The sequence below is a fragment of the Caballeronia sp. RCC_10 genome, assembly GCF_041360715.1.
Lineage (GTDB): Bacteria > Pseudomonadota > Gammaproteobacteria > Burkholderiales > Burkholderiaceae > Caballeronia > Caballeronia grimmiae.
This window is the reverse complement of the sequence record NZ_JBFUPT010000017.1, coordinates 92,753-103,693: the sequence shown is the minus strand read 5'-3', so window position 1 is coordinate 103,693 and position 10,941 is coordinate 92,753. Positions and strand designations below refer to the sequence as shown.

The window sequence follows — 10,941 nt, the reverse complement described above, 5'->3', positions numbered from 1 at the left end:
GCTGCCTCCAGGTCGTGACCAATATAGTAGCATTCCTAAGGGCCATTACACGCGCGAGTTACGCAGAGTTTCCTTAACTAAACGGGACACTTGAGGGCAATGCGTGCGCCGTCATTCGGGATTCTAAGTATTTTAACGATTTCGTCCATCCCGAGACGCCTGCGGCGATTTGGCTTGCGCCGCGCTTCCATTTAGGCCGCATGCAAAAGCCTCGCGAAAGCCAGGGATAGGCATATTGGCCTGCAAAGCACCGTATCGACAATCCTTGACACTCTGCAAAACTATCGCGCTGCACTTTGGGCTACATTCGCCTCGCTCGAACGCAGGACCTTCCTGCCGTCCTGCAATTTCCCTTATTTCCTGGAGTGCTCGCGCATGGAACTCTTGCATCACGGATTGTTTATTGGCATCGTCATCGGCGGTGTCGCCGGCTGGCTGGCCGGGCTCATCATGAACGGCACCGGCTTCGGCGTGTTGATGGACATTCTCGTCGGCATTGTCGGCGGCGTAGTCGGCAACTGGTTGTTCACGAAGATCGGCATCTCGCTGGGCGGCGGCCTGCTCGGTTCGCTGCTGACGGCCGTCATCGGCGCGGTCGTGCTGCTCTTCATCATCCGCCTCTTCAAGCGCGGGTAACAACCCATCAGGGTTCGACGGGCCGGCGCTCTTGCATCCGGCCCGCCCGTCACAGCCGTGCCGTCACACCTTCGAGCGGCGGCGGCTCACTTTCCACAACGCGCCCAAAGCGATCGGCACGATCGCCGCGCCGATGCCCACGAGCACGATCACGTTCAGATACTGACGAATGAACGGAATGTTGCCGAAGAAGTAGCCGAGCAACACGAGCAACAGCACCCAGATTGCCGCGCCGAGCACGTTGAAAAGCTGAAAGCGCGTCGCGTTCATCGCCGATGCACCCGCGACGAACGGCGCGAAGGTCCGCACCACCGGCACGAAACGCGCGATCACGATCGTCTTGCCGCCATGACGCTCATAGAAGTTATGGGTCTTCTGCAACGCCGCGCGATCCAGAAAACGCTCGAGCACGGGGATGTTGGTATCGAATACTCTCGGGCCGATGGCCCGCCCTATCCAGTAATTCACCGTATTGCCCGCGATAGCCGCGACGAGCAGCAGCACGATCAGCGCGCCCAGATCCATCTCGTGCGTGGCCGCGAACGCGCCGCCGATGAAAAGCAGCGAGTCGCCCGGCAGGAACGGGAAGACGACGAGTCCGGTCTCGCAAAACACGATCAGGAACAGCACCGCATAAACCCACGCACCGTAGACGTTGATGAAATCACCGAGGGACTTGTCGATGTGAAGAATGAGTCCCAGGAAATGCAGCAGCGTGTCCAAAAGCGTTCCTCGAAGTAATTGGCTGCCAACAGACGAGGACGTCTGCCGGCGGGGAGCAAAGGGTCGCGCCATGATACCGAAGTGACCGGCGGCGTCCGTTAAAAAGCGAGCATCCAGCCGCCATCCGATGGCGCGTTTGGGCGAGCGGCGCGCGCGGCCGGCAGGTGCAAATCGTTATAATTTGGCCATGGCCGACTCCAACGAACCCTCCGCCGGCGCTTTCGCAGCCGCTTTGACCTTCGATCGCGCACCCCGTTCGCGCGCCATCGCTCCGCTGCCCGACCAGCTCGTCAGCCAGATCGCGGCAGGCGAAGTGGTCGAGCGGCCGGCTTCGGTCGTCAAGGAACTGCTGGAGAATGCGCTCGATGCCGGCGCGCGCACGCTGCGCATCACGCTCGACGAGGGCGGCGTGAAGCGCATCGTGATCACCGATGACGGCTGCGGCATTCCCCCGAACGAGCTTCCCCTCGCGCTGATGCGCCACGCGACGAGCAAAATCCGCTCGCTCGCCGAGCTCGAAGCCGTCGCCACGCTGGGATTTCGTGGCGAGGCCATCGCGTCGATCGCGTCGGTGGCCGAGTTGTTCATCACGAGCCGCACGGAAGACTGCCCGCACGCCACGCGCATCGACGCGCAAACGGGCGCTATTTCGCCCGCTGCGGGCACGGTCGGGACCACGATGGAAGTCCGCGAGCTGTACTTCAGCACGCCCGCCCGCCGCAAGTTCCTGAAAAGCGAGCAGACCGAGCTGGGCCATTGTCTGGAGGTGATTCGCCGCATGGCGCTCGCCCGTCCCGATGTGGCCATTTCGGTCATGCATAACGGCAAGGCGGTCGAGCACTGGAACGCGAGCGATCCGCGCACGCGCGTCGCGAAGATACTGGGCGAAGTGTTCGAGACGTCGCATCTGCCGCTCGATGAACGCGCCGGGCCGCTCGCCGTCTACGGATGCGCGGGCCTGCCGACCGCGAGCCGCGGCCGCGCCGACCAGCAGTATTTCTTCGTCAATGGCCGCTTCGTGCGCGACAAGCTGCTTACGCACGCCGTGCGCGCCGCGTACGAGGACGTGCTGCACGGCAATCGCTATCCCGCGTATGTGCTGTTCCTCGATCTGCCGCCGGAATCGGTGGACGTGAACGTGCATCCGTCGAAGATCGAAGTGCGCTTCCGCGACTCGCGCTCGATTCACCAGTACGTCTTCCATACGGTGCAACGGGCGCTTGCGCGGCATGCGGGCGCGTCGCCTGAGACCACATCGGGCGGGCATGAAGCGCAGTTGCAGCCGACCGGCGTCGCATCCTTCAGCGCGCGTCCGCTGTCGGCGACGAGCGCGCCGCAGTCGCAATTCCATGCTCAACCGGTGCAGCCGCAAAGCGAGAACGGCACGACGTGGATGCGCCAGTCGCGCATGACGCAAGGCACGCTGCCGGTGGCGCAACCGCTCGCGCTTTACGACGCGCTATTCGGGCGCAAGGAATCGAACGCCGCGACGACGGCTGCGCCCGAAGCATGGGCCAGCGACGCCGCGCCCGCTTACGCCGCTTTGCCGCAATCGGACGAGCAACCGCTCGGCTTCGCCATCGGGCAGATTCACGGCATTTACGTGCTTGCGCAGAACGCGCGCGGACTCATCATCGTCGACATGCACGCGGCGCACGAGCGCATCCTCTACGAACAGTTCAAGCACGCGCTGGCCGACCGCGCGATTGCGGTGCAGCCGTTGCTGATTCCCGTATCGATGACGGCTGATCCGGTGGAAATCGGCGTCGTCGATGAAGAGCGCGAGACGCTCGACGCGCTCGGCTTCGATCTCGCGGTGCTGTCGCCGACATCGATCGCGATTCGCGCGGTGCCTGCGTTGCTGAAGGACGCGGATCTGCCTTCGCTGGCTCGCGCGGTGCTGGCCGATCTGCACGCGTTCGGCGGATCGCGCGTGCTGACCGAGCGCCAGCACGAACTGCTCGGCACGCTTGCCTGCCATCATGCGGTGCGGGCAAATCGCCGGCTCACGCTCGACGAAATGAACGCGCTCTTGCGCCAGATGGAAGCCACCGAGCGCGCCGACCAATGCAATCACGGCCGCCCGACGTGGTATCAACTCACGCTCGCGGACCTCGACCGCCTCTTCATGCGCGGACAATGAGCGCCGTATCGATAGCCTGTCTGCTCGGCCCGACAGCGTCCGGGAAAACCGCGGCGGCGCTGGCGTTCGCGGCGGCATCGGCACGGCCGGTGGAGATCATCAGTGTCGATTCGGCGCTCGTCTATCGCGAGATGGATATCGGCACGGCCAAGCCCACTGCGGACGAGCGCGCGGCGGCGCGGCATCATCTGATCGACATCATCGATCCGGCAGGCTCGTACTCCGCCGCGCAATTTCGCGCGGATGCGCTGCGGCTCACGGGCGAGATCGTGGCGCGAGGTCATGTGCCGCTGCTGGTCGGCGGAACGATGTTGTATTACAAGGCGCTCACGCAAGGTCTGAACGATCTCCCATCCGCCGATGCCGGCGCCCGCGCCGCCCTCGACGCCGACGCCGCGCGCGAGGGCTGGCCCGCTTTGCACGCGCGGCTGGCATCGGTCGATCCGCAAACGGCGGCGCGGCTCGCGCCCAACGATTCGCAGCGCATCCAGCGCGCGCTGGAAGTGTTCATGCTGTCCGGCCAGCCGATGTCCGCCCTGCTCGCCGCGCCGCGCGTCGTGGACGATGAGGCGCCGTATCGCTTCGTGCCGATTGCGCTGGAGCCGTCGGACCGCGCGGTGCTGCACGCGCGTATTGCCGCGCGCTTCGATGCGATGCTGGCGGGCGGTTTCATCGACGAAGTAAAGCGCCTGCGGGCGCGCGGCAATCTGGATCTGTCGATGCCGTCGATGCGATGCGTCGGCTATCGGCAGGCCTGGGAGTATCTCGACGGTGCGACGGGCTATGACGAAATGCGGGACAAGGGCATCTTTGCGACGCGTCAGTTGTGCAAGCGGCAACTGACGTGGCTCAGGGGGATGCCGGAGCGGATCGTTGTGGATTGTTGTGCGGGGGATGCGACGGGGCGGGCCGTCGCGGCGGTGCGAGGAATCGTCGGGGCGTAGCTCTCAGCCCTGAAGCGCTATCATTGGCCAATGCTTTATCCGGGGACGCTTATGCCCAAACCTTCGTCGGCGCTGGAAGCTCACCGTGACGATATTCGCCGAATCGTCGCCGCGAATCGTGCAAGCAATGTTCGCGTTTTCGGGTCTGCGCTCAAGGGTGAGGATACTGAAACGAGCGACCTGGACATCCTGGTCGACGCGCTGCCCGGCGCCACGCTGTTCGACCTTGGCGCAATTCAGGTCGAACTCGAAGAACTGCTGGGTGTGCCGGTAGACGTTTTGACGCCCGAGGACTTGCCGCCGAAGTTCAGGCATGAAGTGCTCGCGGAGGCGCGCGCGGTATGAATGCAAAGCAACGGCAATTGCGTCTGGCCGATTACGTCGAGCATATGCTCGATGCGTCGAAAACCGCGCAGCTACGTGGCTGGAATCACGAAGACGGAATTCCTCGACGCGAGAATGATTCAGCAGGCGGTCATTTTGAATCTGATCGTCATCGGCGAAGCGGCGGTTCAGATCGAAACGGAATTCCCGGACTATGCGCGAGACAATCCCGCGATTCCTGGAAGAAACTGCGCGGCATGCGTATTCGCATGACCCACGGCTACTTCGAAACGAACCTGGACATCGTCTGGGAACCGTACAGACGGCGCTTCCCGAACTCGAGCGCGTACTGGCAGGCAACGAGAAGTAGCAGCCAAACGAAGGCCAAAAAAAACCCTCGCACTGAGCGAGGGTCTTCGTGACGGTTGAAGCAACGGCCCATCAAACAACGACCGTCTGCGCCTCCCCTGCCCCGCTTTCCCGCACGACCCCAATCTTCCAAACCTGCTCTCCCGCAGCGGAAAGCAACCCGGTGGCCGCATCGGCATCTTCGGCCGCGACGATCACCGCCATCCCGATACCGCAATTGAACACGCGATGCATCTCCGCGTCCGCCACACCGCCGTGCTTTTGCAGCCACGCGAACAGCGGCGGCAGCGGCCACGCGCGATGATCCAGCTCCGCCGTCAGCCCTTCGCGCAGCACACGCGGAATGTTCTCGACAAGCCCGCCACCCGTGATATGCGCCATCCCCTTCACGGTGACGCTTTGCATCGCCGAAAGCAGCGGCTTCACATAAATGCGCGTCGGCGCCATCAGCGCATCGGCGAGCGAACGGCCATCGAAATCGGCGTTCAGATCGGGATTCGCGCGCTCGATGATCTTGCGCACGAGCGAGTAACCGTTCGAATGGATGCCGCTCGACGCAAGCCCGAGCACGACATCGCCGGGAACGATCGTGCTGCCGTCGATGATCTTGCTCTTCTCGACCGCGCCCACCGCAAAACCCGCGAGGTCGTACTCGCCGTCCGGATACATGCCCGGCATTTCCGCCGTCTCGCCGCCGATCAGCGCGCAACCCGCATACTCGCAGCCCTGCGCGATGCCCTTCACCACGTCGGCGGCGGTATCGACATCGAGCTTGCCGCACGCGAAATAGTCGAGAAAGAAGAGCGGCTCCGCGCCCTGCACGAGAATGTCGTTCACGCTCATCGCGACCAGATCCTGGCCGACCGTGTCATGACGGTTCAACTCGAACGCGAGACGCAGCTTCGTGCCCACGCCGTCCGTGCCCGACACCAGCACCGGCTCCTTGAACTTCTTCGGCAATTCGAACAGCGCGCCGAATCCGCCGATGCCGCCCAGCACGCCCTCGCGCAAGGTCTTCTTGGCAAACGGCTTGATGCGGTCGACGAGCGCGTCGCCCGCGTCGATGTCGACGCCCGCGTCGCGGTACGACAAACCTTGAGTCGAATCGGCAGGATTCGAGGCGGATTTCGGTTGATTCATGGGGGGAGCGCAAGAAGGTCGGTAAAATGCGATTTTACCCGATGATGAACCGGCGACGGTCGGCCGGCTGGTTTTCCCGCAGCGCGACTGCGCCCTTTTCGAGATTGCGGCCGCAGCCGTAAGCGCCGCACCTGAGCGCGCAATCGACGGCAGCAACAGGCGTCGCGCGAATCGGCTCACGCGCCCGCGCTTTTTCGAGAAAACGCAGCTCTTCGATGCAGCCCGACGACATCCATTCCCCGTGCAACGCCAACTGACGCTCGACCTCGGCACCCCGCCGCCCGCCACCTTCGACAATTTCTTCGCCGCCGGCAACCACGAACTGGTCACGCGGCTGCGCGGACTCGAAGGCGCACTCGCGGCCGGCCCGGTCGCGGACCGCTCGTTCTATCTGTGGGGCGAGCCGGGCAGCGGGCGCAGTCATCTTCTCCATGCGCTCGTCCATGAAGCGAGCGGCCGCGCGCGCTACCTGAGCCCGCAAAGCGCGCTCAACGCATTCGGCTTCGATCCCGAAGTGGCGCTGTACGCCGTCGACGATTGCGACCGCCTCTCCGCCCCGCAGCAAATCGCGCTGTTCAATCTCTTCAACGAATGCCGCGCGCATCCGACAAGCGCGCTCGTCGCCGCGGGAAACGCCGCGCCAATAACGCTCGGCGTGCGCGAAGACTTGCGCACGCGCCTCGGCTGGGGACTCGTTTTCCATCTGATGCCGCTGACCGACGAGGCGAAGGCGGCCGTGCTGAAGCACGCAGCCCACGAGCGCGGCATCGTGCTGGCGGAAGACGTTCCCGCCTATCTGCTCACGCATTTCCGGCGCGACATGCCGAGCCTGATGGCGCTCTTCGACGACCTCGACCGCTTCTCGCTCGAACAGAAACGCGCGGTCACGCGATCGCTCCTGCGCACGATGCTCGCGCAAACCGGGCCGGTGCCGCCGCTCGCCGCCGTCGCGCCGCTGGAATCGCACGAACCGGACGATCCCGGCTCCGCCTGCGCCGCGCCCGACAACGCGGGCAGCCGCTTCAAGTAGAATGCGTCCCCATGAACCTCGCCCTTTTTGATCTCGATCACACGCTCCTGCCCACCGACAGCGACCACGAATGGGGCCGCTTCATGGTGAAGCTCGGCATCGTCGATCCGACCGAATTCGCGCGTCAGAACGACGCCTTCTACGCCGATTACAAGGCCGGCGTGCTCGACATCAACGCGTATCTGCATGCGATGCTCGCGCCGCTGTCGAAGTACTCCCGCGAGCAGCTCGCCGACTGGCACGCGCAGTTCATGCACGAGATCATCAATCCGCGCATCGTGCCCGTCGCGGTCACGCTCGTGCGCGAGCACCAGGACAACGGCGATCTCTGCTGTCTCGTCACCGCGACGAATGCGTTCATCACGGCGCCCATCGCGGAAGCGTTCGGCATCGAGACACTGATCGCGTGCGAAGTCGAAACCGTCGACGATCATCCGCACGGCGCGTTCACCGGACGGCCGCGCGGAACGCCGAGCTATCGCGAAGGCAAGATCGTGCGCGTCGAGGAATGGCTCGCGTCGCTCGGCAAGACGATCGGCGACTTCAAGCGCAGCTATTTCTATAGCGACTCGCACAACGACATCCCGCTTCTCGAGCGCGTCACCGACCCGGTCGCGACCAATCCCGACGACACCTTGCGCGCGCACGCGCAAGCCAAAGGCTGGCGCATCCTGAACCTCTTCGATACACGTGATTAAAAAACTCATCCGCAAGCTGTTCGGACAAGAGAGCGCCGAATCCCAGGAAAGCGCTTCGAACGACACGGCAACCGCACAGGCCGAAACGAAGTCCGCCCGCAAGACCGTGCGCGTCCCGCGCAAGAAAGCCGCCGCGCCCGTGAAGCGCGATCCGAGCGTCCCGGTGATCCTGTCGTCGGAGATTCACGGCATCGACCAGTCGCTGATCTCGAAGAACGCGATGCGCGTCACCGATGGCCTGCAGCAAGCGGGGCATCGCGCGTTCATCGTCGGCGGCGCGGTGCGCGATCTGCTGCTCGGCGTCGCGCCGAAGGATTTCGACGTCGCGACCGACGCCACGCCCGACGAAGTGCAGCGGCTCTTCCGGCGTGCGCGCATCATCGGGCGGCGCTTTCAGATCGTGCACGTGCAGTTCGGGCAGGAAATCATCGAAACATCGACGTTCCGCGCGCTCGTCGATACCCCGCCGCCCGCGCCTGCCGCCGAACCGCCGCGGCGCTACCGGCGCGGCGAGCTCGACATGCGCACGCACGCCGTCGATGCGTCCGGCCGCGTACTGCGCGACAACGTCTGGGGCGAGCAGCACGAAGACGCCACGCGCCGCGACTTCACGATCAACGCGATGTACTACGATCCGGCCACGCAAACCGTGCTGGATTATCACGACGGCATGGCCGATATCCGCGCGCGCCTCTTGCGCATGATCGGCGATCCGGCCACGCGCTATCGCGAAGATCCGGTGCGCATGCTGCGCGTCGTGCGCTTCGCGGCGAAGCTCGGCTTCGAGATCGACGAAGCCACGCGCGCGCCGATCAAGGAACTCGCGGATCTGATGGACAACGTGCCGGCCGCGCGTCTCTTCGACGAAATGCTGAAGCTGCTGCTGTCGGGCCACGCCCTCGCGTGCCTCACGCGCTTGCGTCAGGAAGGCTTGCATCACGGCGTATTGCCCCTGCTCGATGTCGTGCTCGAACAGCCGCATGGCGAGAAGTTCGTGACGCTCGCACTCACCAGCACCGACGAGCGCGTGCGTGCCGGCAAGCCCGTGTCGCCGAGTTTCCTCTTCGCGACACTGCTGTGGCACGACGTGCAGACGCGCTGGCAGAAGTACACCGGCGCGGGCGAATTTCCGGTGCCGGCGCTGCATCGCGCGATGGACGACGTCCTCGAGATGCAGACCGAGAAGCTCGCCATCCACAAGCGCTATTCCGCCGACATGCGCGAAATCTGGGGCTTGCAGCATCGGCTGGAGAAGCGCGGCCGCAGCGCGCTGAAGCTGCTGGAACACCAGCGATTCAGAGCGGGTTATGATTTCTTGCTGCTGCGTTGCGAGTCGGGCGAACTCGACGCGGAAGTCGGACAATGGTGGACTGACTTCATCGAAAGCGACCACGCACAGCGCGAAACGCTGCTGGCGCAAGGCGGCAAGGACCCCAACGCGCCCAAGAAGCGCCGCCGTCGCAGCAATGCCAAACGCAAGACGGGCGAAGCCGCTGAATTGGGTGTCGCGACCGAGGCGCAAGCGTCGCCTGTGAGCGGCGCCGAACAAACCAGCGCAGAAAGAAGAAACGGCGAAAGGGGCGAAGGCTCAGACAACGAATAAAGCCGGTTTTCGCTACAGTAGCGGCTGAAGGTTTGCACCCGGGCAGCGTGCCTGGGTCTCACCGGCTTATCGCCCAAGACCTACCCGTAGGACGACCGCCATGACGATTGCATATCTGGGCCTCGGAGCGAATCTCGGCGATGCGCGCCAGACCTTGAAAGACGCAGTCGTGTGTCTCGCGCAGCAGCACACGATCACCGTGCTCGCGAAATCGAGCCTGTACCGCACCGCGCCGATCGATTCTTCCGGCGACGATTACTTCAATTGCGTCGTCAAGCTCGAAACGACGCTTCCCGCCCGCGCGCTCCTGCGTCTGTGTCACGTCATCGAGGAACAGTTCGGGCGCGAGCGGCCGTATCGCAACGCGCCGCGAACGCTCGATCTCGATATCCTGCTGTACGGCGCGTCCAGCATCGACGAGATGGATCTCGTCGTGCCGCATCCGCGCATGACGGAGCGCGCTTTCGTGCTGGTGCCGCTCGTCGAGCTCGAACCCGATCTCATCATTCCACAGCGCGGCCGCGCCGATGCGTTCGTCGCGACGGTTGCCGATCAACGCATCGAAAGAGTCGCGACGTGTCAGTGCCTCGCGTTCGGCGCTTCTCCCGCCCCCAACAACAAGACCATTTGCCGATGAGCGTTCCGCCACTCACCGTGACCGCGCCGCAATTGCGGCCGCCGCACCGTTACATTGCGATCGAAGGGCCGATTGGCGTCGGTAAGACCACGCTCGCGACGCTGCTCGCCGAACGCTGGTCGATGCGCACGCTGTTCGAGCGTCCGCAGGACAATCCTTTCCTCGAGCGTTTCTATCGCGACACCACGCGGCATGCGCTCTCGACGCAACTCAGCTTCGCGCTGCAACGCGTGGCCCAAACGCGCGAAGTCGCGGAGATGCTCACGCACAATACGCCGATGATCGCGGACTTCATCACGCAGAAAAGCGATCTCTTTGCGCGCCTCACGCTGCCCGACGACGAGTTTCAGTTGTACGGCGACATCGCTTCGCGCATCGGCGCGAGCGCGCCCGCGCCGGATCTCGTCGTGTATTTGCAGGCGAGTCCCGAAGTGCTGTTCTCGCGCATCCAGAAGCGCGCCCTGCCGATGGAGCTGCAAATCTCCGATTCGTATCTGCGCGCGCTCACCGATGCTTATAACGACTTCTTCTATCACTATGACGCGACGCCGCTACTCACGGTCAACGCCGAGCATCTGAACCCGGTCGCGTCGGACGAGGATCTCGCGCTGCTCGTCGAGCGCATCGAGACCATGCGCGGGCGCAAGGAATTCTTTGTCAAAGGCGTGTCGGTCTGAGCTTCGGCTCGATGCGC

Annotated in this window: 14 protein-coding genes; 11 read left to right on the top strand and 3 right to left on the bottom strand. The window is 64.1% G+C overall.

All coding sequences use genetic code 11. From position 1 onward, the window contains the following. The first annotated feature begins 384 nt into the window (after positions 1 to 384). Positions 385 to 636 carry a GlsB/YeaQ/YmgE family stress response membrane protein gene (locus tag AB6804_RS24140; RefSeq protein ID WP_370888633.1) on the top strand — a complete coding sequence of 84 codons (252 nt, stop codon included), beginning with the start codon at positions 385 to 387 and terminating at the stop codon, positions 634 to 636. Positions 637 to 699: 63 nt separating this feature from the next. Here AB6804_RS24140 and AB6804_RS24135 read toward each other — a convergent pair whose 3' ends face one another. Further along, on the bottom strand, positions 700 to 1,359 hold the full coding sequence (locus tag AB6804_RS24135; protein ID WP_035961389.1) for a VTT domain-containing protein: 660 nt from the start codon (positions 1,357 to 1,359) through the stop codon (positions 700 to 702). Between the two features lie 187 nt (positions 1,360 to 1,546). Between AB6804_RS24135 and mutL the strand changes: the two genes are divergently transcribed. The 5 genes from mutL to AB6804_RS24110 all read left to right on the top strand — a co-directional run bounded on the left by mutL (position 1,547) and on the right by AB6804_RS24110 (position 5,192). Then, the gene (mutL, locus tag AB6804_RS24130; protein ID WP_370888630.1) at positions 1,547 to 3,502 is read left to right on the top strand and encodes a DNA mismatch repair endonuclease MutL; all 1,956 of its coding nucleotides are present in this window, start codon (positions 1,547 to 1,549) and stop codon (positions 3,500 to 3,502) included. Beyond that, positions 3,499 to 4,446, top strand: coding sequence for a tRNA (adenosine(37)-N6)-dimethylallyltransferase MiaA (miaA, locus tag AB6804_RS24125; protein WP_370888629.1), 948 nt, complete (start codon positions 3,499 to 3,501; stop codon positions 4,444 to 4,446). The genes mutL and miaA overlap by 4 nt, the downstream gene beginning before the upstream one ends. 51 nt (positions 4,447 to 4,497) lie before the next feature. Beyond that, a complete protein-coding gene (locus AB6804_RS24120; protein ID WP_370888628.1) occupies positions 4,498 to 4,791 on the top strand; it encodes a nucleotidyltransferase family protein in 294 nt (97 codons plus the stop codon). A gap of 75 nt (positions 4,792 to 4,866) precedes the next feature. After that, complete coding sequence (locus AB6804_RS24115; RefSeq protein ID WP_370888627.1) at positions 4,867 to 5,043, top strand: HepT-like ribonuclease domain-containing protein; 177 nt, start codon at positions 4,867 to 4,869, stop codon at positions 5,041 to 5,043. Beyond that, complete coding sequence (locus AB6804_RS24110) at positions 5,028 to 5,192, top strand: hypothetical protein (RefSeq protein ID WP_370888626.1); 165 nt, start codon at positions 5,028 to 5,030, stop codon at positions 5,190 to 5,192. The genes AB6804_RS24115 and AB6804_RS24110 overlap by 16 nt, the downstream gene beginning before the upstream one ends. Before the next feature lie 19 nt (positions 5,193 to 5,211). Here AB6804_RS24110 and purM read toward each other — a convergent pair whose 3' ends face one another. Beyond that, positions 5,212 to 6,279, bottom strand: a complete 1,068-nt coding sequence (purM, locus tag AB6804_RS24105) for a phosphoribosylformylglycinamidine cyclo-ligase (protein WP_370888625.1) — start codon at positions 6,277 to 6,279, stop codon at positions 5,212 to 5,214. A gap of 34 nt (positions 6,280 to 6,313) precedes the next feature. After that, positions 6,314 to 6,532 carry a hypothetical protein gene (locus AB6804_RS24100; protein WP_370888624.1) on the bottom strand — a complete coding sequence of 73 codons (219 nt, stop codon included), beginning with the start codon at positions 6,530 to 6,532 and terminating at the stop codon, positions 6,314 to 6,316. Between AB6804_RS24100 and hda the strand changes: the two genes are divergently transcribed. From hda to AB6804_RS24075, 5 genes are all read left to right on the top strand, one after another. Then, on the top strand, positions 6,521 to 7,309 hold the full coding sequence (gene hda / locus AB6804_RS24095) for a DnaA regulatory inactivator Hda (RefSeq protein WP_370888623.1): 789 nt from the start codon (positions 6,521 to 6,523) through the stop codon (positions 7,307 to 7,309). The two genes, AB6804_RS24100 and hda, sit on opposite strands and share 12 nt — an antisense overlap. 11 nt (positions 7,310 to 7,320) lie before the next feature. Beyond that, the gene (locus AB6804_RS24090; RefSeq protein ID WP_370888622.1) at positions 7,321 to 8,007 is read left to right on the top strand and encodes an HAD family hydrolase; all 687 of its coding nucleotides are present in this window, start codon (positions 7,321 to 7,323) and stop codon (positions 8,005 to 8,007) included. Further along, positions 8,000 to 9,610: a polynucleotide adenylyltransferase PcnB gene (gene pcnB, locus AB6804_RS24085; protein ID WP_370888621.1), complete on the top strand. Its 1,611-nt coding sequence runs from the start codon at positions 8,000 to 8,002 to the stop codon at positions 9,608 to 9,610. The genes AB6804_RS24090 and pcnB overlap by 8 nt, the downstream gene beginning before the upstream one ends. A 100-nt stretch (positions 9,611 to 9,710) precedes the next feature. Continuing rightward, a complete protein-coding gene (gene folK / locus AB6804_RS24080) occupies positions 9,711 to 10,247 on the top strand; it encodes a 2-amino-4-hydroxy-6-hydroxymethyldihydropteridine diphosphokinase (protein ID WP_370888620.1) in 537 nt (178 codons plus the stop codon). After that, complete coding sequence (locus tag AB6804_RS24075; RefSeq protein WP_244793445.1) at positions 10,244 to 10,924, top strand: deoxynucleoside kinase; 681 nt, start codon at positions 10,244 to 10,246, stop codon at positions 10,922 to 10,924. Before folK ends, AB6804_RS24075 begins: the two co-directional genes overlap by 4 nt. Positions 10,925 to 10,941 lie beyond the last annotated feature (17 nt).

Excerpts from the sequence above, each read along its gene's own strand:
- AB6804_RS24120 (WP_370888628.1), top strand. The coding sequence starts at position 4,498 with ATGCCCAAACCTTCGTCGGCGCTGGAAGCTCACCGTGACGATATTCGC.
- folK (WP_370888620.1), top strand. The coding sequence starts at position 9,711 with ATGACGATTGCATATCTGGGCCTCGGAGCGAATCTCGGCGATGCGCGC.
- AB6804_RS24110 (WP_370888626.1), top strand. The coding sequence starts at position 5,028 with ATGCGTATTCGCATGACCCACGGCTACTTCGAAACGAACCTGGACATC.
- AB6804_RS24090 (WP_370888622.1), top strand. The coding sequence starts at position 7,321 with ATGAACCTCGCCCTTTTTGATCTCGATCACACGCTCCTGCCCACCGAC.
- purM (WP_370888625.1), bottom strand. The coding sequence starts at position 6,279 with ATGAATCAACCGAAATCCGCCTCGAATCCTGCCGATTCGACTCAAGGT.
- mutL (WP_370888630.1), top strand. The coding sequence starts at position 1,547 with ATGGCCGACTCCAACGAACCCTCCGCCGGCGCTTTCGCAGCCGCTTTG.
- miaA (WP_370888629.1), top strand. The coding sequence starts at position 3,499 with ATGAGCGCCGTATCGATAGCCTGTCTGCTCGGCCCGACAGCGTCCGGG.
- AB6804_RS24075 (WP_244793445.1), top strand. The coding sequence starts at position 10,244 with ATGAGCGTTCCGCCACTCACCGTGACCGCGCCGCAATTGCGGCCGCCG.